At 42.5% G+C, this 25845-nt stretch carries 25 protein-coding genes and 2 pseudogenes; 14 read left to right on the forward strand and 13 right to left on the reverse strand.

Annotated elements, in window-relative coordinates; translation table 11 throughout:
• Positions 1-6 precede the first annotated feature (6 nt).
• From IQ276_RS17190 to IQ276_RS17200, 3 genes are all read right to left on the reverse strand, one after another.
• Positions 7-963 carry a hypothetical protein gene (locus IQ276_RS17190; RefSeq protein WP_193922496.1) on the reverse strand — a complete coding sequence of 319 codons (957 nt, stop codon included), beginning with the start codon at positions 961-963 and terminating at the stop codon, positions 7-9.
• A gap of 280 nt (positions 964-1243) precedes the next feature.
• Positions 1244-2350 (reverse strand): ABC transporter ATP-binding protein, encoded by a 1107-nt coding sequence (locus IQ276_RS17195; RefSeq protein WP_190881446.1) that lies wholly within the window; start codon positions 2348-2350, stop codon positions 1244-1246.
• Positions 2351-2457: 107 nt separating this feature from the next.
• Positions 2458-3177 (reverse strand): GUN4 domain-containing protein, encoded by a 720-nt coding sequence (locus IQ276_RS17200; RefSeq protein ID WP_193922495.1) that lies wholly within the window; start codon positions 3175-3177, stop codon positions 2458-2460.
• Positions 3178-3537: 360 nt separating this feature from the next.
• Here IQ276_RS17200 and IQ276_RS17205 point away from each other — a divergent pair, with 360 nt between their 5' ends.
• Both IQ276_RS17205 and IQ276_RS17210 read left to right on the forward strand, forming a co-directional pair.
• Positions 3538-4959, forward strand: coding sequence for an NADP-dependent isocitrate dehydrogenase (locus IQ276_RS17205; RefSeq protein ID WP_190881450.1), 1422 nt, complete (start codon positions 3538-3540; stop codon positions 4957-4959).
• Between the two features lie 240 nt (positions 4960-5199).
• Positions 5200-5961: a superoxide dismutase gene (locus IQ276_RS17210; protein ID WP_193926138.1), complete on the forward strand. Its 762-nt coding sequence runs from the start codon at positions 5200-5202 to the stop codon at positions 5959-5961.
• 444 nt (positions 5962-6405) lie between these two features.
• Here the strand turns inward: IQ276_RS17210 and rsmG are convergent, their stop codons facing one another.
• Together rsmG and IQ276_RS17220 are read right to left on the reverse strand one after the other, a co-directional pair.
• A complete protein-coding gene (gene rsmG, locus IQ276_RS17215; RefSeq protein WP_193926105.1) occupies positions 6406-7143 on the reverse strand; it encodes a 16S rRNA (guanine(527)-N(7))-methyltransferase RsmG in 738 nt (245 codons plus the stop codon).
• Positions 7144-7278: 135 nt separating this feature from the next.
• Positions 7279-7953, reverse strand: a complete 675-nt coding sequence (locus IQ276_RS17220) for an ABC transporter ATP-binding protein (protein WP_190881454.1) — start codon at positions 7951-7953, stop codon at positions 7279-7281.
• Between the two features lie 314 nt (positions 7954-8267).
• On the opposite strand from IQ276_RS17220, the gene IQ276_RS17225 reads away from it, so the two are divergent.
• The 5 genes and pseudogenes from IQ276_RS17225 to IQ276_RS17245 all read left to right on the forward strand — a co-directional run bounded on the left by IQ276_RS17225 (position 8268) and on the right by IQ276_RS17245 (position 11251).
• Entirely contained in the window at positions 8268-9230 is a 963-nt protein-coding gene (locus IQ276_RS17225) for a Sll0314/Alr1548 family TPR repeat-containing protein (protein ID WP_190881455.1), read from the forward strand.
• Between the two features lie 188 nt (positions 9231-9418).
• A pseudogene (locus IQ276_RS17230) lies at positions 9419-9520 on the forward strand (DUF3531 family protein); the annotation flags it as partial.
• Between the two features lie 57 nt (positions 9521-9577).
• On the forward strand, positions 9578-10432 hold the full coding sequence (locus IQ276_RS17235; RefSeq protein WP_235115308.1) for an IS5 family transposase: 855 nt from the start codon (positions 9578-9580) through the stop codon (positions 10430-10432).
• Positions 10433-10448: 16 nt separating this feature from the next.
• A pseudogene (locus tag IQ276_RS17240) lies at positions 10449-10811 on the forward strand (DUF3531 family protein); the annotation flags it as partial.
• 8 nt (positions 10812-10819) lie between these two features.
• Positions 10820-11251: an NUDIX hydrolase gene (locus IQ276_RS17245; RefSeq protein WP_193920105.1), complete on the forward strand. Its 432-nt coding sequence runs from the start codon at positions 10820-10822 to the stop codon at positions 11249-11251.
• Positions 11252-11547: 296 nt separating this feature from the next.
• Here IQ276_RS17245 and IQ276_RS17250 read toward each other — a convergent pair whose 3' ends face one another.
• Together IQ276_RS17250 and IQ276_RS17255 are read right to left on the reverse strand one after the other, a co-directional pair.
• Positions 11548-11913: a helix-turn-helix domain-containing protein gene (locus tag IQ276_RS17250; protein ID WP_193920107.1), complete on the reverse strand. Its 366-nt coding sequence runs from the start codon at positions 11911-11913 to the stop codon at positions 11548-11550.
• Entirely contained in the window at positions 11903-12286 is a 384-nt protein-coding gene (locus IQ276_RS17255; protein WP_193920109.1) for a type II toxin-antitoxin system RelE/ParE family toxin, read from the reverse strand. The genes IQ276_RS17250 and IQ276_RS17255 overlap by 11 nt, the downstream gene beginning before the upstream one ends.
• Positions 12287-12509: 223 nt before the next feature.
• Here IQ276_RS17255 and IQ276_RS17260 point away from each other — a divergent pair, with 223 nt between their 5' ends.
• The 4 genes from IQ276_RS17260 to IQ276_RS40720 all read left to right on the forward strand — a co-directional run bounded on the left by IQ276_RS17260 (position 12510) and on the right by IQ276_RS40720 (position 16426).
• Positions 12510-14099, forward strand: a complete 1590-nt coding sequence (locus IQ276_RS17260; RefSeq protein ID WP_193920111.1) for a tetratricopeptide repeat protein — start codon at positions 12510-12512, stop codon at positions 14097-14099.
• A gap of 93 nt (positions 14100-14192) precedes the next feature.
• On the forward strand, positions 14193-15605 hold the full coding sequence (locus IQ276_RS17265) for a DUF3370 domain-containing protein (RefSeq protein ID WP_193920113.1): 1413 nt from the start codon (positions 14193-14195) through the stop codon (positions 15603-15605).
• Between the two features lie 72 nt (positions 15606-15677).
• Positions 15678-15938, forward strand: coding sequence for a UPF0175 family protein (locus IQ276_RS17270; protein WP_193920115.1), 261 nt, complete (start codon positions 15678-15680; stop codon positions 15936-15938).
• Positions 15935-16426, forward strand: a complete 492-nt coding sequence (locus tag IQ276_RS40720) for a PIN domain-containing protein (protein ID WP_193920117.1) — start codon at positions 15935-15937, stop codon at positions 16424-16426. Before IQ276_RS17270 ends, IQ276_RS40720 begins: the two co-directional genes overlap by 4 nt.
• 85 nt (positions 16427-16511) lie before the next feature.
• Here IQ276_RS40720 and IQ276_RS17280 read toward each other — a convergent pair whose 3' ends face one another.
• The 4 genes from IQ276_RS17280 to IQ276_RS17295 form a co-directional block, all read right to left on the reverse strand.
• Complete coding sequence (locus IQ276_RS17280) at positions 16512-16739, reverse strand: DUF6887 family protein (RefSeq protein WP_193920119.1); 228 nt, start codon at positions 16737-16739, stop codon at positions 16512-16514.
• 49 nt (positions 16740-16788) lie between these two features.
• Entirely contained in the window at positions 16789-17640 is an 852-nt protein-coding gene (locus IQ276_RS17285; protein ID WP_193920121.1) for an Rpn family recombination-promoting nuclease/putative transposase, read from the reverse strand.
• 58 nt (positions 17641-17698) lie between these two features.
• On the reverse strand, positions 17699-18004 hold the full coding sequence (locus tag IQ276_RS17290; protein ID WP_193920123.1) for a small RNA NsiR4-regulated ssr1528 family protein: 306 nt from the start codon (positions 18002-18004) through the stop codon (positions 17699-17701).
• 81 nt (positions 18005-18085) lie between these two features.
• The gene (locus IQ276_RS17295) at positions 18086-18340 is read right to left on the reverse strand and encodes a hypothetical protein (RefSeq protein ID WP_193920125.1); all 255 of its coding nucleotides are present in this window, start codon (positions 18338-18340) and stop codon (positions 18086-18088) included.
• A gap of 12 nt (positions 18341-18352) precedes the next feature.
• Between IQ276_RS17295 and IQ276_RS17300 the strand changes: the two genes are divergently transcribed.
• Positions 18353-18784, forward strand: coding sequence for a hypothetical protein (locus IQ276_RS17300; RefSeq protein WP_235115740.1), 432 nt, complete (start codon positions 18353-18355; stop codon positions 18782-18784).
• A gap of 128 nt (positions 18785-18912) precedes the next feature.
• On the opposite strand, the gene ppc is transcribed toward IQ276_RS17300, so the two are convergent.
• Positions 18913-21996 (reverse strand): phosphoenolpyruvate carboxylase, encoded by a 3084-nt coding sequence (gene ppc / locus IQ276_RS17305; RefSeq protein ID WP_235115741.1) that lies wholly within the window; start codon positions 21994-21996, stop codon positions 18913-18915.
• Between the two features lie 102 nt (positions 21997-22098).
• On the reverse strand, positions 22099-22335 hold the full coding sequence (locus IQ276_RS17310) for a hypothetical protein (protein WP_190881466.1): 237 nt from the start codon (positions 22333-22335) through the stop codon (positions 22099-22101).
• Positions 22336-22426: 91 nt separating this feature from the next.
• Between IQ276_RS17310 and IQ276_RS40230 the strand changes: the two genes are divergently transcribed.
• Positions 22427-22561 carry a hypothetical protein gene (locus tag IQ276_RS40230; protein ID WP_255264333.1) on the forward strand — a complete coding sequence of 45 codons (135 nt, stop codon included), beginning with the start codon at positions 22427-22429 and terminating at the stop codon, positions 22559-22561.
• Between the two features lie 247 nt (positions 22562-22808).
• A complete protein-coding gene (locus tag IQ276_RS17315; protein ID WP_193914433.1) occupies positions 22809-25811 on the forward strand; it encodes a DUF1574 family protein in 3003 nt (1000 codons plus the stop codon).
• Positions 25812-25845 lie beyond the last annotated feature (34 nt).

Raw genomic sequence — 25845 nt, forward strand, 5'->3', positions numbered from 1 at the left:
ATTATACTAAGATTTACTCTTAAGCGCTTCTTTTTGTGCCGCTTCACTATATTTCTTATATAGTTGAGTCCGAATCTTAGCTTCCTGATAACGGCTGTGGTTTTTTGGTACCGTACTCATTAAATCTGAAGCACGTTGCCATCTAGCAGCTATCTCTAACCACTGAGTTGAAGTTGTGACTACTTTACCAGATGCAGAAGCTTGGTTAGCAATTCGCACAGCTGTTCCAAATGGATCGTCTGATGATTCCGAAACAGTATTATTAGGAGTAATCAGTGGTGTTTGAATTTTACTTTCTTTAGTACTTTCTGTTGTTAAAGATTTGGAAGTTTCTGGTTGTATTAGGTTTTTAATTTTATTACCTAATTTGGCATATACAAACCAACCAAGCAACAACAAAGAACACAGACCAGCGGTAGCTAATATGTTTGTTTTACGTTTATTTTTGTGTTTTTCTTTGTTAAGCAGTACTAAAGAACGAGACACTGGAGTTCTCGGAAAACTTGGTTTTCCTAGTTCAGCTTGGGCTTCTGTCAAATCATTAATTAGTTGTTTGATAGCATTAGGTTGAATTAATGTAATTTCCTGTGACCACAGCAATTGATTTTCGCGATCGCTAGATATTTCCTTTAACCAAAGTAATTGCTGTTCCCGAACTATTCTACTGTTGATATTGACTCGGCGGATGTTACGCGGTGCAATGGATTCCAGAATTTGCTGGATTTGTTCTACTAAGGGAGATTGCTCAAGTTGCTCTACCTTGGGCGCTTCACATAAAATTTGTAAGACACCATCAGAAAAAATCGCTCTGGTTCTCACCCCTGACTTGGCCAGCTTTTCGTTTAATAGCTGAATAATCGCTGCAACGCTACCTTGGTGAGCTTGCCAAGCGATATCGTTTATTCGGTCTATCACCTGGGATTTAGTGATAGCTCTTGCACCCTGAGTTATGGACGGATTCATCAATTTAGGGACTCTTTTCTACTGACCTTTACCTTGTCTTCGATTTTACGAGTAAAAACATGAGTTGCCAAATAAAATCACAAAATAAAGCTTCCTTTTGACTTTGGCAAGGAGACTCTATCACCATTAGTTAGTGTAATTTAGCTCTGTAACAAAATGTATTATATTTTTTAGGGTCTATACCACCGTAGGGGCTAGACAAAACAGGAGTCTGTAGCAAGATTTCCAGGGTGGTAGGACTTGGATTTTCTAACTAAACTGAGCTACTTTTCAGCCACAGTCACTCATGAGGGAAAATTTTATCTCCGGTTTTGGGATCAAACACGAATAATTCATTTAAATCTAGTTCGAGAGAAAGGCGATCGCCTGGACGTGGACGCACATCGCCACTTGTCTGAATATTCAGCACCGTTGTCGAGCCAGGTAAACCCCCACGAATCAAAGTTTCCCTTCCTAAAGGTTCCACCACCTTCACCTCAACCTGGAGGAGTGCTGAGTTGTGAGTGCTGAATTCTGAGTCAGTATTGATTTTTAAATGTTCTGGCCTAATACCCAAATTCAAATTTTGTCCTTGACGCAACTTTAATCTTTCCTGTACAAGTGCTGGAATAGGTAATAATTGTCCACTCACATCAAAACCATCATTCTGATAGATTGCAGATAAAATATTCATTGGCGGACTACCTAAAAAAGTTGCCACCATCTGATTAGCTGGAGAGGCATAAATACTTTGGGGATCGCCAATTTGTTGAATGCGTCCGCGATTTAGCACCACAATTTTATCAGCCAAAGTCATTGCCTCAACTTGATCGTGGGTAACGTAAATTGTGGTGATGCCCAATTGTTGATGTAGTTGTTTTAATTCTGCTCTGGTATCATCTCGCAACTGAGCATCTAAATTAGACAAAGGTTCATCAAGTAAAAATACTTGCGGTTCACGGGCGATCGCTCTTCCTAAGGCTACTCGTTGTTGTTGTCCTCCAGAAAGTTGTTTAGGTTTACGATCTAGAAGATTTTCTAAAGAAAGCGATCGCGCTACATTCACGACTCTATCTTGAATAATCTTCGAGTCAACCTTCCGCATCTGCAACCCAAAGCCAATGTTTTGGGCTACCGTCATGTGAGGATAAAGAGCGTAGTTTTGGAACACCATCGCCACATCCCGCTGTCTGGCTGGAATGTTATTCACCAAGCGATCGCCAATAAACAGTTTGCCAGAAGTCGCAGTTTCCAAACCGGCGATCGTTCGTAAAATTGTAGACTTACCACAACCTGATGGCCCAACTAAAACCCAAAATTCTCCATCGGGAATTTCAAAGGTAATGTCCTCGATAGCGGTGACATTGTTAAATCTACGCTTAATGTCTTCTAAACGAACGTTTGCCATTATCAGATTAAAGTTAATAGTTAGGAGTTAGGAGTTAGGAATTTTAAGTTTTGAGTTTTGAGTTTTAAATTTAAAATCTCTTCAACTCATAACTAATAACTCCTAACTCATAACTGTGTCCAAGCAGGGTGAGATAATAAAGAAGCAAAAACTCGCACTCCCCGTAGTTGATTAGAAAGGGGTAAATGACCTCTAGGGGCGCTTAAATCCCACGTAAATTCATGGGGATAACGAGTCCAATTATTACCTTGTTTCCAGCCAATTTTCGGCCAGAAATTCTCCCAGTTTTTGCCTAAACTCAACCAAATTTCTCGCTGCACTGAAAAGCCAAATTTGCCCTCGGAGTGGACTAACCATAGATTGTTAATAGTTTGCAAGTCAACAGCCGAGGAATTTTCTACCTCAGTAAAATACAACCATTTGCGTTGTACAGCCGTTGGCCCGGAGAGTTCACACATTTTTTCGATGGTTATGCGATCGGCAGCTTGGAAATCTTGAAGGGCGAGTAGCTGTTGCAAAGGATTGTAATTAATCCCGCACTCTGATTTTAGAGGTACAATTCCCTCAGGAAACCAAGAGAGCAGAAATTCTTTGGCTTGGGGTGCATCGGACTTGTAAAGGACTTGGTATGCTTTACCATCAACCCAAGTCGCTGGATTATCACGTCGTTTCAGTAAAAATTCCATCAACACCTCTAATCCCTCATTACCCAACTGTGCTAGCTGTGAGATGATTTGTTGTTGGACTTGAATAGACCCAGCGATTAATGGTTGTCGGAGGGAGTCGATGTCAGTAGGAGGGCCTGATAAAATCATTGGGTCTGTCATGCCATTACTCGTATTAGCGGGAGCGTGAAAAAGCGGTCAGCTATCGAGCATTCTCCAAGGCGAACCATCGATAGCGAAAAGTAGTTTACTATTTTTGATCGTACAAAATTGCGATCGCTTCACCCAATGCCACACTTGATCTGCAAATAATGTACAAGGGAATAGGGGGACAATCTGCGCTTCAGGGGAGTGGGGAGTGGGGAGTGGGGAGATGAGGGAGATGAGGGGGATGAGGGAGCAGGGGGAGAAATAGCCAATGCCCAGTCCCCAATCCCAACTCCCCAATCCCCACTCCCCAATCTCCAATCCCCATGCCCATGCCCAAATCCCAACAGCGTATCTTTCAGGAGTGTTTGAAGTATGTATGAGAAGATTACCCCCCCTACAACTGGAGCAAAAATCACCTTCAAAAATGGTGAACCAGTAGTACCAGATAATCCAATTATCCCTTTTATTCGCGGCGACGGTACAGGTATTGATATTTGGCCTGCTACCCAAAAGGTGCTAGATGCTGCGGTAGCTAAAGCATACAAAGGTCAACGCCAAATTAGTTGGTTTAAGGTTTACGCTGGGGATGAAGCCTGTGATTTATACGGAACTTATCAGTATTTACCTCAGGATACTCTAACGGCAATTGAAGAATATGGTGTGGCTATTAAAGGGCCTTTAACTACCCCAGTTGGCGGCGGTATTCGTTCTTTAAATGTGGCACTACGGCAAATTTTTGACTTGTATGCTTGCGTGCGCCCTTGCCGCTACTACGCAGGCACACCCTCACCCCACAAAAATCCAGAAAAACTGGATGTAATTGTTTATCGAGAGAATACTGAAGATATTTATTTAGGTATTGAGTGGCGGCAAGGTAGCGAAATTGGCGATCGCTTAATTAAAATTCTCAACGAGGAACTCATCCCCGCCACCCCAGAACACGGGAAAAAACGAATTCCCCTCGATTCTGGCATCGGTATTAAACCCATCAGTAAAACCGGTTCCCAGCGCCTAGTCAGACGTGCCATCAAACACGCCTTGCAATTGCCCAAACACAAGCAACAAGTGACTTTGGTGCATAAAGGCAACATCATGAAATACACCGAAGGCGCTTTCCGTGATTGGGGTTATGAACTAGCAACCAGCGAGTTTCGCCAAGAAACTGTCACCGAAAGGGAATCTTGGATTTTGAGCAACAAGGAAAAAAATCCCAATATTTCCTTAGAAGAAAACGCCCGTCAAATCGATCCGGGGTTTGATGCTCTTACCGAAGAGAAAAAAGCGCAAATTGTCAAGGAAGTTGAAACAGTTCTTAACTCAATTTGGGCAAGCCACGGCGATGGTAAATGGAAAGATAAAGTTTTGGTGAATGACCGGATTGCTGACAGTATTTTTCAACAAATTCAAACCAGACCCGATGAATATTCGATTCTGGCGACAATGAACTTGAACGGCGATTACTTGTCTGATGCTGCTGCGGCGATCGTCGGTGGATTGGGAATGGGGCCAGGAGCAAACATTGGCGATAGCAGTGCCATATTTGAAGCTACCCACGGCACTGCACCCAAACACGCCGGCTTAGATCGAATTAATCCTGGTTCAGTGATTTTGTCTGGTGTGATGATGCTGGAATTTCTCGGTTGGCAAGAAGCCGCAGACCTAGTTAAGAAAGGTTTAGGAGATGCGATCGCCAACAGCCAAGTCACCTATGATTTAGCACGTTTGCTAGAACCACCAGTTGAACCCCTAAAATGTTCTGAATTTGCCGAAGCAATAATTCAGCACTTTGGTTAATTGCTAATGGGGGGAGTGGGGAGTAGGGAGTGGGGAGTGGGGCATTGCAAGTGTGGGAGGTGTGTCCGGTGTGGGAGTATGGGGAAGAAATCTTTCTCCCCTCTCTCCCCACACTCCCCCATCTCCCTCATCTCCCTCATCTCCCCACTCCCCACTCCCCACTCCCTCATTTTTTGCAACCAGAATCTAAGAAAATGAGAACAAGCAATTAATTGACACGGATTCGCTGCAAAAACTTATATGACTGTTAATCGACGTTATTTCTTGTTTTTACTCACAGCAGGTGTGGGTGCTTTGGCGTTAGATGGTTGTGCATTGGCAGAAAGTTCTCCTGAGGGAAACACTCCAACCCCCGACACAACACCAAACACAACAGGGGCTATCCAACTACCACCGTTACCCTACGCCTACGAAGCCCTAGAACCACACATTGATGCCAAAACAATGCAGTTTCATCACGATAAACACCACGCAACTTATGTGAAAAACCTGAATGCGGCATTAGAGAAACATCCAGAACTCAAAAACAAAAGTGTTGAAGAACTTTTGCAAAAACTTAACACAGTACCACAAGATATTCGTAAAACAGTACAAAATAATGGCGGTGGTCATGTGAACCATTCCATGTTCTGGAAAATTATGAAGCCCAAAGGTGGTGGAGAACCAACAGGTGATATAGCCTCAGCTATTAATCAAAATTTTGGTAGTTTTGCAGCTTTCAAAAAACAGTTCAACGAAGCTGGTGCTGGTCGTTTTGGTAGTGGTTGGGTTTGGCTAGTGCGTGACAAAAATGGCAAGCTGGAAGTAACCTCCACAGCTAATCAAGATAGTCCCGTCAGCCAAGGCAAATATCCCATCCTGGGCAATGACGTATGGGAACACGCATATTATCTCAACTACCAAAACCGCCGCGCTGATTACTTAGAGGCTTGGTGGAATGTGGTTAACTGGGATGAAATTAACAAGCGATTTGCAGACGCTAAAAAATTTAAATTTGCTTAGATAGGAGCGATGGGGAGATAGAAGAATTACTCGAAATCTTCCCATCTCCTCTGGCAATTGGAAAGTATAAGACTTGCCTTAGGGACTTCAAAAAAATAAATTATCCCAAATTATTTTTACATTTTTCGGTTAGGGACTTCCAGAAATTAAATTATTCAATTTTGGAGCGAAGATGATCATTAGATTCTTCCTCCCCTGCTTCCCCTGCGCCCCCTGCCTCCCCTGCCCCCCAAAGCGATGGGATATTTTTTTAGTTGGAAGTCCCTTAGCACAGCTAGCTGTGGTATCCTACGTTCGCGGAGCGTCCCGCAGGGATGGAATGTTTTTTACAGCGCTTTTCATGTGTTTGAACCACAATTCTCGGTAGGGGCGCACAGCTGTGCGCCCCTACAAAGTGGTCTATTTACCTGAAAATTGCTGTAATTGGAAGTCCCTTAGGAGATGTCAAAGAGGCTTTTGAGTAGGTAGACCAGTAGCACGGGGAAACTGAGTTGGTGTCGTGGCTACCTTACGCAAATACACACAGTGGCGAACGCTTTGACTCAAGGGTGTTGTAAATTTTTCGATCGCTTCAATAACGCCGCCCAATTGTTTAACAGCATTTTGCAAAGCTGTTGTTTCATCTTCTGTCCAATTACCACGATAAATTATGGCTAAACCTCCCTGTTTGAGCAGTGGTAGTGTATATTCTGCACAAACAGAGACTGTCCCCACAGCACGGATTAAGGCAATATCATAAACTTGTCGGTGTTTGGGTTGCTGACCAATTTCTTCAGCCCTGCCAACAAGAGTTTTAGCATTTGTCAGGGCAAGTTCAGTTAATATTTTTTCAATAAAAGTAATTTTTTTGCGGGTTGAATCCATGAGAGTCATTGTGCAATTAGGTGCAGTAATTGTCACTGGAATACCCGGAAAACCGGCACCTGTACCAATATCAATCACAGATGCACCCTCTTGGAGAGAGGAAATAAATTGCTCCTGTGGCGCAATTCCTCGCAGTGAATCCCAAAGATGTTTTTCCCAAAACTCTTGAGGTTCGGTGATGCGAGTTAAATTTAATTGGCGGTTACCTTCCAGGATTAACTCATAAAGCTTTTGGAACTGCGCCTGCTGTTGAACAGTTGGTTGCCAATTGAGAGTTTGCTGCCAAATTTCTGCCATTTCAGGCAATGAGTTCGTCATTTGTCATTTGTCATTTGTCATTGGGCATTGGTCATGGGTAAGAAGCAGAGGAGTAGGGGGAAGGGGAGAATGAAAAATTACCTCTTTCCCCTCTGCTCCCTGCTCCCTGCCCCCTGCCTCTTACCACTCCCCGACTCACACCGTCGGCAGAGGTTCTTTAACTTTGGCTTCTAGTGTTTTTGGGTCAACTGATTCTAGTTCACCGTGGTTGAGTGTCCAGCAACGATCTGCGATCGCTAACAGATCTCCAGCATCGTGTGTCACTACCAATAGTGTCCAATCTTGTTTGAGTTTTGCTAATAAATTTACCAGCTGCCGCCGCATTGACCAATCTAACCCAGCAGTGGGTTCATCCAACAACAGTACATTTGGCTGGCGAATCAATTGCACTGCCAAAGCTAAACGCCGCTGCTGACCTCCACTTAAAGCATGAGGGGCAGTGGAGAGCGATAAATGTTCTAATCCCACCTCACTCAGGGCATTTCTGACTCGATCTGACCCTAATTCCGGATGTCCTAAACGCAATTCTTCTAAAATCGAACTACCGCAAAAATGCCGTTCTGGAAACTGAAACACTAACCCAGCCAATTGTTGTAGCTGTTCGGGAATCAGTTCTTGTTCGCGCCAAAAGAGTGCGCCAGAGGTGGGTTCAGCTAGTCCAGATAAAATTTCTAGTAAAGTACTTTTACCAGAACCACTCGGACCAATAATCAGACCAAGCTGCTGGGGTGCTAATTCTAAGTTGATCGATTTGAGAATCGCTGTTGGGCACGCTGTGGGGTGATAAATTAGATTTCGGAGATAGAGCATTTGTTAAGATTACCAAAAAGTCGGCAAATTACTGATTAACTACACCAAGAGCAGCTGGAAAATTCTAAAAAAAATTCATATTACATTACTTGCTTTAACACCCTAATCTAGCAGCAAGAATTATCCACCTTTTCTCCATTGTGGCAGACTCACCCTTAAACAATGGCTACAACATGCCTGGGAACATGAAAAAATTACCCAAGTCAACCTTGATAGAAAATTTTGCCTGAAGCAGACACAAGTTAAAATTAGCCATTTTTGCATTCTAAGTAACACATACAACTATTTCAACCGCAATTATTCTGAGGGTTAAAATGACTCAAAGGTTTTCCTGTTCTCAATTAGTCGTGTTTGCTAGACTCACTAAATTTGCTCAGGTGGGTTTTGGGGCTGCGTTCGCCTTTGGCGTTGCCCCTTGGGCAATCGCACTTAATCTTTCCATAAATCCCTCGTTAGCTGGCGATCCCTTTCGCACTGAGAAACCTCATGAGATTGGCGATCAAACTCAAGCAGCTTTTGAAGCGATTTTCCAACAAGGCAATTATCGAGCAGCAGAAGGTTACCTCAAAGAAGCACTAGCCAAAGAGCCAAATGAACCTCTAGCTTATGCCATGAAAGCATCTTTAGCATACGGAAATAAGGATTGGGCTAAACTAAGCACCTACAGCCAGAAAACCTTGGAAAGCGCACAAAAGTTGATTCCTACTGACCCATTGCGTGGTAATTTATACACTGCCGTTGGTCATTTTTTAGAGGGTTCTGTAATTCTCATCCGTGAAGGTACAGCCAACGGTGTACCAGAAGCTTTTGGTCGCTTGCGGCAAGTTTATAAATATTTAGACAAAGCCGAAGCGATTTCTGCCAACGATCCAGAACTGAATTTAATCAAGGGTTATATGGATTTATTGTTGGCGGTTAATTTGCCTTTCGCTAGTCCAGATCAAGCAATTGGACGCTTACAAGAAAATGCTGCTCCTCAGTATCTCGTGCATCGGGGTATTGCCCTTGCCTATCGGGATTTAAAACGGTATCCTCAAGCACTAGAGTCTGTCAACCGTGCCATTGAAACCGCAGGCGATAATCCAGAAATTTATTATCTCAAAGCCCAAATTCTGAGACGACTAGGGGAAAAAGAAAAAAGTCAGCAACTGATTAAGGAAGCGATCGCTAATTTTGACAAAGCATTGACTAAAAAATCCCAACTCCCAAGTAATTTAGTCAAACAAATCGAGAGTGAACGGAAAAATGCTATTAGCTTAAATAATTCAGCTAGATAATTGGGCATTGGGCATTGGGCATTGGGCATTGGGCATTGGGCATTGGTTATTCTTTCTCCCCCTGCCTCCCCTGCCTCCCCTGCCCCCCCTGCCTCCCCTCTTCCCTCATCTCCCTCATCTCCCCCACTCCCCATTCCCAACTTTGATATGCTTAGTCTCAGTCATAAGAATTCAGGTATTTGACCAAAATGCAAATTCAGTTCCGCGAAATTAATCCTTTTGATGTATGGATTTGGCTAAAATTCAGCACAAATCCTTCTGAACGCGAAAAGCAGTATATAGAACCCATTTGACATCTTGTGAGGTTTTGAATTAAGGTACTCCTCAGCATCTAAAATCCAATACTAATGGCGTATTCCAGCAACCTCACTGATGCAGAATGGGAAATTTTTGAACCCTTATTGCAAGAGATATTACCGACTAAGAAGCAGACTCGACCGACCAACTGGCCAAAGCGAGATATCTTCAATGGAATTCTCTATCAACTAAAAAATGGATGCAATTGGCAAGACTTACCTAAAGACCTCCCCCCTTATTCCACTGTATATTGGCACTACAAACAGTGGCGAGCAGCCGGGGTATTTGAGGAACTGATGAGTGTCTTACATGGACAAGTGCGTGAACAGGTAAAAAAAAAACCGCACTGGACGACATTGATCATCATTGACTCCCAAGCAGTGAAAAATACCTGCAACGCCAGTGTGGAGTCGAAAGGTTTTTGCTTCTACAAAGCCACCAACGGTATTAAAAGGCATTTGGCTATTGACACCCTTGGGTTTCCCTTTTTTACGCTCTGTACTCGCGCCAATGTCTCGGATGATGCCGGATTAATTGAGATGTTTACTCTCAACATCGACTACTTCAAGTCAAAACCTATCGATATTCCCAAGATTACTATCCTGCTAGATCATGGGTATCACCCAGAATATTTGACTCAGGAGTTAGAGCGAATTTACCCAGAGATCATGACCAAAATTCAGTTTCAACTTTCTACGAAACCCTCAAAACAAGAGAAAGCGGCACAAGGAAAATCTGGATTTGTTCCGGCAATAGCTAGATGGGTGATCGAACGCTCCAATGCTTGGATGGAGCGCTGTAAAATTCTGGTTAAGAACTTTGAACGAACCCTGGTTAGTGCCACTGCCAAACTCAATATCTGCTTCATCAGGCTAATGATTAAGAGGCTTGCAGCACCTTCTTAGATGTCAAATGGGTTCTATAGAAGAAGCTTTTGATTCCTGGTTTTATCTGGGTAAATTGGGTGCATTTAACGCAGAAAATCTCCAGGTACAGGAAACTGGACTCGATATCAACTACATGACTTATGATTCACAAGGGTACAACAGAAGCTTACTAGCACTGATGCACAATATGGGTGAATTTGAATATCAAGGACAGTGGGCGCGTTGTTGGTTTGACTTGGGAACTAGTGATGGGATCGCCCTTGATATTTTAATCAATGCCCTCACACAACTCAGTGAGGAATATGTCACTATTGAAGATTTGTACATCGGCGGCGAAAATGAAGATTGGCCTGTTGAAGATAGCGAAAGCCGTCCTTCTTCTATTTATGATAATTAATCACAATAATGAGTAAACCTGGCGAAATTCGGGTATTAGCTTTAGGATTAATTCGAGATGGGAATCGCATTTTTGTTTCTGAAGGCTACGACCCCGCAAAACAAGAAACATTTTATCGTGCTTTAGGTGGTGGGGTTGACTTTGGTGAAACTAGCCGCGAGGCGCTACAACGTGAATTTCAAGAAGAAATTCAGGCAGAGTTAACGAATATTCGCTATCTAGGTTGTATAGAAAATTTGTTTATTTTCAACGGTAGGCAAGGCCACGAAATTATTCAACTTTATCAATGTGATTTTGCTGCTCCGAAGTTTTATAAATTAGAAAGTTTAGTGTTTTTTGAATCAGAAAAACATAAACATAGGGCACTATGGATAGATATTTTGCGCTTTCAATCTGGAGAGTTAAAATTAGTGCCAGAAGTGTTTTTTGAATATTTATAAATCTAAAATACAATAATTATTCCAGCTAAAACATGCTATTCCTCAACTCTGGCTAGGGAATATTGATTAGTTGGATGGAGTATATAGACAGATTGCATTATACCCTGAACGAGGTTATAGGGCAATACAGTTCAGATAGAGCAAGAAAACCCTCATGTAGAGACGCGATTTATCGCGTCTTCAAAGACGAATTATTTACACCAATAACCCTTAACTGAACCGTATTGGGTTCTAGGGTAGTAATTTTATTTAGGCAATTGCCTAATTAAAGACTAAATTTTTGATGCGATCGCTACTTAATTCTTTTTGAAAAAAATACCACCAGTAGCTGTGTCTTTCGAGTTCACAGAAATAATTTCTTCTCCCAAAATGATCGATAATTCCAATTTTGCCCCTAGTGCGTCTAAATAAGTAATTATCGATTCAAAAGTATGATCGTTATTAACACTCTCTAGTTTTGAAACCCAACTTTGTCCCACACCGAGACGTTCAGCTAGCTGTTCTTGAGTAAGTCCAGCTTGTTTGCGAATCTCCCGCATTGCCTGAGTCAAGGCCAAGCGAAAAAGTTCTTGTTGCTCAACGCGACGAGTCTCTGGTGTATCCGGTACAATCCCTTGTATAAAAGCCAAAGCATCACTTCCTAAGTGGGGGTTATTCTTCATCTTCTTCATTTGCCATCACCATATTTCGGCGTTTAGCTGCGATTTTAATTTCTAGTTTTGGGGTTTTGCGTCCCTTCTTTTTGAAAGCGTGTAGCAATACCAAACGTTTACCTACCAAAGCACATAGAAAAATGCGGGGATTATTAGGAGTATTGTCTAGGCGTAGCTCATATAGATTTTTCTCTCCCTCAATCTTATCGAGGATGTCTGACCATTCCAAGAGTAAAGATAATCCTTTTTGCGTTAACAGTGTTACGCGAACCTGAAACTGTTTAAGCTCTCCAGATGTGAGAGAAGGATCTAGTAGAAATTCCTGCACTGGTTCTGTGCCATCGCTATCTCGGTAGAAGATAATCTGCCACTCCTCATTCACCTTTGACTCCCAAACCTGTTGTAATATGACATTTTTGGAATATTATTCCATAATAGCTCAAAGTCAACTTTGTCATACGACTGATAACAGTATTAATACTGAAGAAAGTAACAGTATAAAAAAGTTAATTTAAAGATATTAAATCTGCACAATATCCCTTAAAGATATTTGGATATTTAAGCAGGTTGAGTTAACACTTCTTATTTATACTCAGGTGATAATAATGCAAGAAAATCCAGTTGGCGATACTTTTAAGCATCAAATTCTGGACATGAAGAATTGTGATGACTGGCTTGGAATATACAATCTATTTGCACCATTAGAAAATCTTGCTCAAAATCATCCAGACATATGGAATAATGTTGAAATCTCAAATGAAATTGGCTTTGCTTCAGGCAAGTTAGCAGAAACTTCAAGTATTCCGCCAGATATTTTCAATAATCAAGAACGTAAGAAAACATTCCTCAACCAACAAGCAAAATATCGTCGTGTTACTGAAAACATTCGCAAACGATGTGTTGAGCTTGCGCCAGAAAATCCAGGTTATTGGTCAAGTTTAGCTTATTTATATTATCAGAACGTTCAAGAACTTAAACAGCCGAAAGGGAGACGTGATGGCAACATTCGAGAAGAAGCTGAAACATCTATAAAGTATTATGAGCAAGCATTATCAATAGATAACAATCGTATTGCTGATCTTTACAGAAAAGGCTATTTACTGGCACAAATTCTTCCCGATCAAATTTTATTTGGAAAAAATAAAGATAATTCAGAAAATATTTTTGATTTGGCTAGACAGAAACGCAAGGAAGGAATTACTTCGCTTTTAAAAGCAATTGAAATTTGGGAGTCATTAAACTCTACTGATGAAATACAACATGAAAAGCGTAAACGCTATCGTAAAGAGTATATTAAATCATTTTATTGTACTGGACGTGCTTACTATGATCAAATTCGCAAAGACTGGGATGTGACAGTGTATGCATTACGACTGCAAAAAGGGATTTCTGAAAGTGATACAATTAGCTATTCTCCTCAGGATTGGGATTGTGCCAACAAAGCATGGTTTTACTTTTACCACTGTTGGCTTACGGATCAGCAAGATTCTAGGCAGATGCCGGACGAATGGCAAGTTAACACCACCAATACAACCAATGATGGGATAGATGGTGTCTATAAATTATATTGGCTAGGCAAAGTTTCATTTGCACAATATTGGATTCTTAGTGGCTATGGACAAAAAGATACTCCAGAAGTGATTAAATACCGCGATAGAGCAGCTAAATACCTTAATGCTGCTCTAAATTTCTCCTGGTCTCCAGAAAACCAAAGGCAGAATAAAAAATTTATTGCTGAATTACTAGCGCGACTATATATTAGTCAAGGAGATTACATTCAAGCCATAAACGTTATTAATGATAATTGCGGCACATTCCTAGATGATTACATCGCGCATACATTATCACTAGCTTTGATACTTAATAATGAAAGTTATGAAGCCCAGAAAATTCTTGAAAGATGCTCACTTAGCCAAAGAAATAGAGTTATCTGGGAATCTCACTTTTTGATAGGCTGTTCACATTTGAGTAATGGGAATTTTGAGCAAGCAAACCAAGCATTTCAAAAGGCTGATGAGCAAGCTAGAAGGCAGGGCAAAAAAACAATTGATTCCCTGTTAATTGGCAGATCATTTGTTGCATATAAATTTCATAAAAAAGAAGAAGCTATCAGGTATATGAAAGAGGCTAATCAAATAAATCCATATCGAGTATCTGTAAGCAGATATTTAGAAAAATGGCAAAAAAGTGGTTAAGACAGGCGATCGCCATTCAGAAATCCCCTTCAAGGAACTTGTAGTAATAACTGATTATCTTTGAATACCACAGCTTCCTTGAAAATCAAATTTATGCTAGCTAAATTACCGTCACCTGTATTCATAGTTCTATTAGGATTAGCCATAACTCAAACCCTTGGATGCACAAGTCGTAACCATAATTCCGCGATCGCTCAAAGTTCACCCAAACCAACGCCCCAAGAAATCGTCCAACCTGGGGAAGTTCGGGTTTTACCAGGCAAATTAGATACAATACCGGTCTTTAACAGCAATAGCCCAGAATGGATTAAAACTGAGGGGATTTTACTTTCTACCTTTCCCACAAATGGCAAAAAGGTTCCAGCAGCCCACCTCAATTTCCCTTTCCAGGGACGCTTTGACTTGTTCGCCCACCACTACACCCATACTCCCAAGGATTTACAAACCCTATATCTGGGTGTAATTGTGCATAATCCTGGTAAAAAACCTGTAACAGTGGATGTATTGCAAGCGGCGAGTTATTTAATGCAGGATGCGCCCTTTGTCACCTTACCTCCCTACATTGAAAATAACGATGGTAAGGCTTATTCAGGGCCGGGCGCCCGTGCTGTTGCTGATGTACTCCGGGGCGTTCGCCAAGCTGATTTTCCCGCCAAAATAGTAATTCCTCCCGGACAAAGCCGGATGTTGCTAAATCATCCCATTCCTGTCAGAAATCTAGAAAAGCCAGTGAACGGTCGATCTAGCTTTATGCGACTGCGTAGTAGCGATCGCCTTTATGCAGCAAGTTTAGCCATGTTTGCCAAGAAAAATTCTGATGGAAGCGATCGCGCACCCACTCTCGCAGAATGGAAAGCTTTACTAGATACTGGTAACTTTGCGGGGCCGCGAGATAAAAAACCGACTCCTCCAAACGCTACTAGTGGCGCACTGATTTATGGACGTGTAGCTGGTGTTTCCCAAGGTTCCCAATGGCAAGCAAAACTAGTGGATAATCCCCAAGCCACCAATCTGACTATTCCCCAGCGTGGCAAAGCTATTTCTTATCCTATAGTCACACTGCGGAGTGGTCGATTGGGTACCGAACAAATCCAAACAGCCAAGATGCTGGTACGTTATCCCGATACAGCATACGAAGCACACGGTAATTACGGCGTGGAATACAAACTTACTTTACCCTTAAGCAATAACACTGCCGAAAACCAAACCGTCGCTGTTACCTTGGAAACACCTTTAAAGGAAGATAAATTATCCCAAGGTGGTCTACGTTTCCGCAAACCATCCCTAGATTTTCCTTTCTTCCGTGGTACTGTGCGGCTACGTTATTTCGATGACCAAGGTCAACAAAAAATCCGCTACGTGCATTTATGGCACAGAACTGGGCAGGTATTAGAACCATTAGTAAAACTTACACTTCCACCCTCCACTAAGCGGATAGTACACGTAGACGTGATTTATCCACCAGATTCGACACCACCCCATGTGTTGAGTGTGAGAACTTTGTAAATTCAAATTAATTGTCGATACAAAGTACAATTTGCTATTTTTATAGCAAACCTTTGTTTAAAGGAGTTGGTAATGAGTCAATTTATTCAGCCAATTAACTTGAAAGTATCAGCTGATTCCTTAAATCAAGGTGAAGATGCTATACGTCAGGAACTCGCCCTACAGCTATATATACAGAATGTTTTTACCTTTGCTCAAGCGCGTCACTTAGCCAACTTATCTGTATGGGAGTTCCAGCAACTTTTGGGGCAAAAGAAAATTGAACGTCATTACAATGAAGCTGAATTAGCCCAAGATATTGAGACAATTAAAGCAGGTTTTTACGGATTGTGAGAGTTATTTGTAATGCTACACCTCTAATCAATTTTGCAGCTATTAATCGTCTTGATATCTTGGAGGCTGTATTTGGTCAGATAGTTATTCCTCAAGCTGTCTATGATGAAACAACTTTTACTGGGTTTCTTGGCTCGGAATTTGTGTTGCAAGCAATAGCCTCTGGATGGTTACAAATTCGCTCAGTTTCAAGCATGGGGCTGAACATACCACCAGAATTAGATAAGGGCGAACGTGAAGCAATTGCTTTAGCAATAGAAACTGGAGAAACGCGCATTTTGTTAGATGAACGTGAAGCGCGTCAAGTAGCTCAAAGTTTAGGATTACAAGTAATTGGTACTTTAGGTATTCTTTTATTATCAAAAAATAGAAACATAATTACACAAGTGCAACCCTTGTTGGATGCCATGATTAATACTGCCCAATATTGGGTAAGCTGTTCTCTTTATGAAAAAGTATTACAGCAAGCAGGAGAATTAGTAGAGTAAAGAAGATATAAGATTTATTCGAGTAATTTTACTAACTAATTTATTGACTTCTAGACAGGAATAGTTGATCGCTCTCGGTAAAATATTACAAGCGATCGCTATCCTTAGACTCAGAACCGTTGCTTAACTTCTCCAGAAATTCAGGATAATTTTGCAAGTCATCTAAGGATTGCAAAGGTGGCATTTCAATCCAGGTTGCTTGTGCGTGTAGCTTGTCTACATAGGCATAGAAGGCTTCCATATCATCCCGGTGTACCAAAATATAAGTATGTAGTTCTTTGATACTCATTAGTTCAAAGTTAGGCTGACTCACACTACATACCTCGATTTGCCATTGGGATATATTTCTATGTTTTCTACATTTAATTAATTCGCGCCTGTAACCAAGCCTGTAAATCAGCCACACTCGTAAAATCCAGCAATGCTTCACCCAATTCTTCCAACATTGGTAATGGCAAACCAGCAACCAAAGAACCGACATCCTGGGGAATTTCCCCCAACCGCTTTGTCAACTGTCGGATAATAATGTTAGCCGTCGCTTCTCGTCCTTCTTCTAGTCCTTCTTCCTTAATTTCTCGATAAACTCTTGTTTGTTTCAGTGTGATGTCTAACATCGACTCCACCTCCCTTCGACTCAGTTGCTCAAATCGATACGTCATGATGGTCGTGATGATTTCAATTATGGCACGACTTACTGACGAAGAGGTTTCTTGACGACTTCTCGCTAATAAATACCGAGCTTCTGCGGGGGCTTGTTCCTCTTCTACTGTAGTTAACACCATCAGTGCTACCCACAAAGGCAAGGAACGGATATCTCCCAACTCATCCAAATATACGCGATGCACTTGGTTGCCGTTGAGAAATGTTCTATGAGGATAAATATTACTTTGTTCAATACTACGTGATGGATAAATTATCACTGCTTGCCAATCACTAAATCTGTCACGGTTGCGGTAGAAATAGAGTGAAGATTCCGCAAATACCCTTTCATAAAGCTTCTCGTCTTTTTGGAACTGTACCTCACAGAAATACACAATACCCGGACTTTCATTTTCTGGTGGTAAAAATACCCCATCAATTTCAAACTTAGGTTCTTTGACAGCTACCGAATCAAATTTATATTCATCTGCATTTGCTGGAGGATTTGTCAATAGTTCAAATAATAAAGTAGGAGATTGTTGGAATAGTTTGTAAAAAATGGAATCTCGACGCATGAAGAATTGGCATGGAAATATATCTCAAATGATGCGTAGGCTAGGCCTACGCTCAAAATTACTTACCGCCGTAATAAAAGGCAATTTCTTTTTCTTTCAGGGGTGCGAAATCAGCATCTACAAGCAATTGATCGAGTTCAGCTTGGGGAATGTGTTTAGCACCGATGCGGACAATGCGCGATCGCATGGTATTAGATACACCACTGCGCTGTCTATTGCCCTCTAGCCCCATGACTTTGCTATAAAGTTCTAATTTGGCAGGTGGAATGGGAGAACCATCAAAATCAATTCCGCGTGCGATCGCTTCATCAACAGCATCGGCACCTGTAGTAGTTTGATTACCTGGGTTAGTTTCAGTAGTCATGGTGTTCGCTCTTCTTCGCTATGGGTAGATTTTACCAGTCTTGCTGACACCAACGCTGCTTAGAAGAAATTTATCCATCAGTTAATTCCGACTTTCGCGCGTCACCAAACCACCAACAAACGCGCCTAAAACAGTACCCGTCCATAGTCCGGTTGTGCTACCTTGCCACATTCCCCCTAGCGTCGCCCCAGTGTTGCATATTACCTTCAAACCCCAATATTGGTTTTGACACTTTTGGTTATGCAGCATGGTGGTGATTTGTCCACTGGTATAGGCACCAAAAAAACCTGATGCTAGTGCTAAAAATGTGCAAATTAAAATTTTGTTTTTAGTCATTGGGAATGGGGAGTGGGGAATGGGGAGTGGGGAGTAGGGAATCGGGAATGGGGCATTGGGGATGAGTCTTTAATACTCGCCGACGAGTCTTTGATACTCGTGAATGAGTCTTTGATACTCGCTGACGAGTCTTTGATACTCGTGAATGAGTCTTTGATACTCGCCGACGAGTCTTTGATACTCGCCAATGAGTCTTTGATACTCGCTGACGAGTCTTTGATACTCGTGAATGAGTCTTTGATACTCGCCGACGAGTCTTTGATACTCGTGAATGAGTCTTTAATACTCGCCGATGAGTCTTTGATACTCGTGAATGAGTCTTTAATACTCGCCGATGAGTGTTTAAGGGACTTTAAGAGGACTTACGCAATAAACCTCTCAAACTCCTATTCCTCTGTGTCCTCTGCGTTCTCTGTGGTTCGATTTTCCGTTACCTGTGCGTAAGTCCTGTTTAAATTAAAAAAACATCCCATCGTAGGGGCGCACAGCTGTGCGCCCCTACTCCTGAATGAGTCTTTTAACTCCACTCCCCCTCTCCCTCATCTGCCTCACTCCCCACTCCCCATTCCCCATTAACCTGTATTTCTCATCCCCGCAGCAATACCATTAATGGTTAACAATGCCCCTCGCAGTAATTCGCCTTTGCTGTAACGGGAGTGGATGACTCCAGAAGTAGCAGTAGTATTCAAGGATTGGCGTAAACGCTTGAGCAAGGAAACTTGGATAAATCCCAAGGGTACGATTGTGCCATTGCGTAACTGTACAGACCTTTGCAATATTGGATCGCCGTCTAAGAGTCGATTGTGATTGGTAATTTTTAACACCAAATCTCTTGTCAGATAAAACTCACTAGCAATTTGATCGAAAACCTTAGCAAAGCGCTCTTTATCTTCCGGTTTTGACAATTCTTGAACATAGTGGTGTGCCATTTGCATATCTACTTTTGCCAAGGTCATTTCTGCCTTGGAAATCACCATTTTGAAGAAAGGCCACTTAATGTAAAAATAGCGCAGCAATTTTAAGTGTTCTTCTGGTTCTTCATTCAAGAATTCTTGCAAAGCAGTGCCGACACCGTACCAAGAAGGCAGTAAAAAGCGGGTTTGTGTCCAACTGAATACCCAAGGAATAGCCCGCAAACTGGTTAAGTCTTTTTTACCGGATGGACGCCGCGCTGGACGAGAACTAATTTGCAGTTGGCTGATTTCTTCAATTGGAGTTACTTGGTGGAAAAAGTCGATAAAATCAGGTTGCTCGTAAATTAGGGCACGATAATGTTGACGCGATCGCGCTGCTAGTTCTTCCATAATCTCATTCCAAGGTTCGATATCATCAAACCCCGTCCGCAGCAAACTAGCTTGAATCACAGCGGTGGTGATGGTTTCCATGTGGTACAAAGCTAAGTCCAACAAGGAATATTTGGAAGCCAAAACTTCCCCTTGTTCGGTAATCTTAATCCGCCCATTGATGCTGTGACCTGGTTGAGCCAAAATCGCTTCGTAAGCCGGGCCGCCTCCTCGTCCTACAGAACCGCCGCGTCCGTGGAAAATCCGCAAATTCACGCCATACCCTTCTGCTATTTGTTGCAGCGATTTTTGGGCTTTATGAATTTCCCAGTTGCTGCTTAAAAAACCAGAATCTTTGTTGCTGTCAGAATACCCCAACATCACTTCTTGGAGGTTAGGAGTGAGGGAGGAGGAGGCAGGGGAGGCAGGGGAGGCAGGGGAGGATGAATTTTCATCGGCATCTTCTGCTTTTGTGTGTTCGTAGCCGCCAGCTAACAAAGCCCGATACAAAGGAATTTCAAATAATTCTCGCATGACGCTTCTGGAGCGTTGCAAGTCTTCTACTGTTTCAAATAGAGGGACAACTTGAATCGTTCCAACAGCGATCGCAGGGTCAAAAAGTCTGGCTTCTTTGGCTAAGAGCAACACTTCCAACACATCGCTGACTTGGCGGCACATGCTGATAATGTAAGTTTGACAGATGTTGACGCCAAATTCTTGTTGCAGCGATCGCACGATGCGAAAGGTTTCAATGACATCGTTGGTTTTTTCGGAAAATGGCAATTCTGCTGGAATTAATGGGCGGCGGGTTTGCAGTTCTTTGGTTAGCCAAGCAACTCTTTCTGCCTCAGAGAGTTCGTCGTAAGGTTGAGGTAGTACTTGCAGGTACTCTAAAATTTCATTGAGCGCGTCAGAGTGGCGTGATGATTCTTGGCGGATATCTAGCTGTGTCAAGTTAAAGCCAAAAATTTCCACCTGACAGATCAGATCTTCTAGCGCCCTACAGCTTAAACCTGTTTCTGTCAAGTTGCGCTCAATTAACCGCAGTTCTGCTAAAAAATCGGCTCCGGAACGATATAGGGGGCTGTCTTGATTTTTGGGCGTTTCCCGATTGTATAAGGCTAGATTGCGATCGCGGGTATTTTCTAGTCGTTTCAGGACATAAGCGAGTTTCAGCCGATAAGGTTCTTGTCGATAACGCAGCGCTAGGGCGTCGTATACCTCACTTAACTGGGACTGATCTAATTCTAGAGATTCCAGCAAATCTGGTAACACATCGCTCCAGTGCATCGACACACTCAATAATTCAATCAGTTGTTTCACTGACTGGATATATCTTCCCAGCACCATTTTGCGCTGATAGCAAGCTGTCTGCCAGGTAATTTCAGGTGTGACTGATGGGTTCCCATCCCTGTCTGAACCTACCCAAGAACCAAAGGAGCAGAAATTCTTGCTGGGCGGTTCTAGCCACGGAAAGGTGTGAGATAAAGTGTATTTGAACCGTTTATAGAGTTGGGGAATGCCATCAAATAACACTTCTTGGAAGTAATGTAGAGCATAATCTACTTCATCCAGCACTGTGGGTTTGAACTGGTGGAGTTCGTCTGTGCGCCACCACAAACGGATTTCTTCGAGCAATTGTTCGCGGATATCTGTTGCTTCCCAAGGATGTCCCACTCCTGTGATACTAGAGCCATTTTCCAAAGCATCAAGTTTTTGCAACAGTTGTACAACTTGTCGCTGCTTATCGCGGATGGTATGACGGACAATTTCTGTTGGGTGGGCTGTGAAAACTAAGCGGACATCCAACTGGGCAATTAGACGTTGAATTTGCTGGGGTGGGACATTCAGTTTAAATAAATGGGGAAATAAAGCCGCAAAAGTACCTTTTAATTTGACTTGGGCTTGTTGGACATAACTCTTTGTCAGCAACTCTGCTGCTAGTCCCCCAGTAACAGGCGCATCGTCTTCTCCTTGATTGGACGAATAATTAGCATTTGATGGGGTTTCCGGCTCTGTTACTTCTGTTTCTGCCTCATAGCGACTCAATTGCTGCCGTTGTTCGTATTCCTGCTCTATGATGTTGATCAACTGAAAATAGAGAGCAAAGGCACGAGCCGCTCGGATTGCTTCGTTGATATTCAGTTGTTCAATCAACTTGACAGCTGAGGAGGCTTGATCGTTTGTTGCTTGTCCTTCTGGCGAACACAAATCCCGCAATTGCCGCAACAGATCTACCATGTTTTGGCCGCATTCTTGCCTCAGAACTGACTCCCACAATTCTTCCACTACCTGTAGACGATGACGCAAAAATAATTCCGACACCGGGTATATATCCGCAGTTTGCGATGAAGAGTATAAAAGGGAACTCATATTCTCGATTCTTGTAAAGCCAATTACTGTTTACACTTGTAGGTTTTGCACTTGATGCTCAAGATGTTCTTCCTGAGCAAATAATTCTTGGATGTATATTTTCTAAGTTTGTTTAGTTTCGTTATCGTCTGGGAAGTCAAGAATGGGTAAGCGATCGCCTCGAAATAATTCTTCACTAGCTTCCCCCATAGCTTCTAGTGCCTTTACTGTAGCTTTTTCTGTAATCAGCAGCAGTACCATAGACGCTGTACCTATTTGTAAGAGGAATGATTGGGGAATCCTAAAAAAATCCAGATTGGATGGGGAGTTATCTGAGGGTTTTTGGTTGGCTGCTGTCATTGCTCGTTCTTGGTTGTGGAAAGATCGGTCAAAAGAAATCAGAATTCAGGAGTTAGGATTCAGGAGTTAGGATGGCTTCACATCTAAAGAGATGGAGTTTAAATTAGATAAGATTTGTTGTTTGTTTAGCCCACAAGGAGCATTAGGTCAATCAGATGCGATTTTGGACTGGAAAAGACAAGTTATCAGCCAGCAACATCAAATTATTCTGAATTCTGACTCCTGAATTCTGACCTCTGACTCCTAACTTCTGACTCCTAACTTCTGAATTCTGACTCACTGTGAGTAAAATAAACGCAAAACTCAACATTAGCCAGACTTGCAACCGTATAAGACTATCTTTGCCGATTTTGCAAGTTACAAAGGTAACAAAATTGTTAAAAAAAACGTCAAAGTGTGATAAACCTATGGTTCTAGTTTACAAGTGCAGGCACTATTCCCCAACAATCGCTGACTGTTAAAGTTAATTTCCCATGAAAACAGTATTACCAGATCGCCAGCAATCCTTAGTGCAATGGATCAGCCAAGCAACAGGGATTAACACTTTCGGGGTGAAAGTCCGATTACGGGGAAATGACCTTCATATTCTTTGTGAGGGCACAGAATGTCCGCAGCGTTGGCGTACCCTGTCTGACTTGCTGCAAGCACTACAGCAAACAGATTTGGATAGCCTCACAAGCAACGAACAACCCTCAATATACCAAGTATTTGTCTATGGTCGAAGAAAAGGCGAACCGCGCCCCAAATGGTGCCATCGAGTTTATTTGAATCAAATCCAAAAGCATGTAGAGCAGGTGCAGCAAGCTTTACTAGCAGACTCGGAAAATTCCCAACAACCAGGTGGGGCGCTGATTGTCTCTAATGAAAGTTTGGCACGGCAAGGTAACCCAGATGCCATTGCTCGCTATTTGAGTGAAACTCTGAGTAGTTTGGGTGTGTCAGTACAGGCAAAAATTAAGCTATATAAGCCCAAGAATTCTCAAGCTGAAGAAAATCGCCTGTGGATATTTTGCCAGTCTGGCTATAGTCCTGACGCATCGTTACTGGCGGAACCAATAGCCCAAAAGTTGCGTTATCTCAAGCTTTCTGGTTACCAAGATGCAGTTATTGTTTCTCAGGTGACTGGTGAAATTACGCCTGATTGGCTGCTGCGGGTGGATTTGACGCCTCCAGAGGTGATGCTCAAAGAGTGGGCGCGTTGGGGAGATGTGCAAGCGATCGCCAGATTACTAACTGAGATATTGTCAGAGTTAAAAGTTGCTGTCCAAGTTTCTCTTAAGGAATCAACGCTGCATGTTTTTTGTAACCCAGCTTACGATCCTTTGGGAACCGCCCCAATCCCAGATAAAGCAGCGTGCTTGGAGGCAATTGTACCCCAACTAGAAGCGATCGCCCCCCAAGGCATTCTCGGCGCCACAGTATATGGACAAAAAGCAGGCGACAAACAACCTGCTTGGATTGATTGGCTAGCTTTACCTGCTGCGGAGCATTCCGTCTTTGCGACATCGCCACTGGATTTGGCAAATACTGGCGATGAACCAGCGATCGTTTTTCTATTGGAGCGCTTACTCAATCCTGACCTGGATTGGCGTCTTTTAACCGGTGGAGTTCGCGTACTTCTCCTAAATAAAGGTGATTTATTGCACATTATGTGTGATGCGCCTGTTTGTCCAGGACGAACACAAGTAGCAAACAAAGTTACACAATTTATCCGCCAGTTAAAAATTCCCGGTATTAAAGGAGTGCGCGTCTACGGAAGGCGTGCAGGGAATAAGGAACCTTTTTGGCATCATGGCATCGATTTAGAACATCGCCAACGTTTAGTACCAGAAGCAACCCCAGAATTTGCTGCTACTTCTAAATACGTTAACGATCTGGTAACCTCTGAAACTAGCGAGCCAATTTTGCGCCCAGATTTAACCACAGAAGAAGTTCAAAGTTTTGTTACAGAAGTAGCCCTCGATTGGTTAGCAACAGCCAATGCAGCAGTCAAAAAATTCCTATTGACAAGTCAGCTATTTACCGAAACGGATCAGTCAGCAGAGCTAAATCCTGATGCTCAAGGACTTAAGATTGCTTTGGTTTGGGGGACACTGGGATTATTGCTCACCCTTCAAAGTGATTGGGTGTTGGGTCAAATCATCGCCCGCACTACGCCGAGTTCCCCAACAGTGACTAGTGTCTCACCTGGATCATCTTCTGAGCAAAAAGCATCGTTGACATCTGGGACAAATCCGAGTGATAAAAAGACATTTTTGACCAGCACTGGCAAAACCAAATCTTCTCCAAATCAAAGTACTGTATTCAATGCTTCTCAATTTACCCAAGGGGATGATACACAAAACGGAAATTTAGCAGCCGCACCACTGAAAGAAAAAGCAACCGCCACTGCTATTCTTTTAGCAGCGCGATCGCAAATACCAAGTTTCAATGTTAGGCAATTAGACGAGCAACTAGCCCTGTACAAACAACGTCTGGCTAGAACAGGTAGCCCGCCAGATGTATTAATCATAGGTTCATCCCGCGCCCTGAGAGGCGTAGATCCAGCAGCACTTTCTAAAGCTTTGGCAACTCAGGGTTATCCAAATATTGACGTGTTCAACTTTGGAATTAATGGTGCTACTGCACAAGTTGTCAACTTTGTGATCCGCGAGGTTTTAGAACCATCAGAACTCCCGAAATTAATTCTTTGGGCAGATGGCGCCCGTGCTTTCAACAGCGGACGCGAGGATATTACTTTTAAATCCATCGCTGCATCAGCTGGCTATAAACAAGCTTTGCAGAAAGCCTCTACAACTGCAACTAGTAGTGATTTGTCCGAAAATCCCAAACAAGAAAACACAAAAGAAGAAAAGCAAGAAATTAACGGTTATCAAGCTGTCAACGATTGGTTAAATGATACTCTAGCATCCGTTTCTGCTAGCTATCCAAACCGCGACCAAATTAAAATTTTACTGCAAAAAAAACTGCTGAAATTTGGACAGAATCAGACAGTTACATCCCAAAATCAGCTAACAGACGGAAATTCAGAAGATACTTCTCAGCAAGCAGTTGACTTTGATGGATTTCTACCTTTGTCTATTCGCTTTAATCCTGCTAGATACTATCAAAAACATTCTAGAGTCCCAGGAAATTATGACAACGATTATAAATCTTTCCAAGTAGGAGGAGAGCAAGATGCTGCCTTCCAAGAAGTGCTTCAATTTACCCAATCTCAGAAAATTTCTTTAGTCTTTATCAACATGCCTCTGACAGCAGATTATTTAGATCCAGTGCGTAAAAAATATGAGCAAGAATTTCAGCAATATATGTTGCGTTTAGCTACTAATCCCAACTTTATTTATCGTGATTTGAGCCAACAGTGGCTCAAAGTAAATGACTACTTTTCTGACCCCAGCCACCTCAACCGCTTTGGCGGCTACGAAGTCTCCAAGAAGTTAGCTAATGATCCAATGATTCCTTGGCCAGCTAAGTAGGGAGATGAGGGAGATGAGGGAGATGGGGAGCAGG

This window comes from Desmonostoc muscorum LEGE 12446 (genome assembly GCF_015207005.2).
GTDB lineage: Bacteria > Cyanobacteriota > Cyanobacteriia > Cyanobacteriales > Nostocaceae > Nostoc > Nostoc muscorum.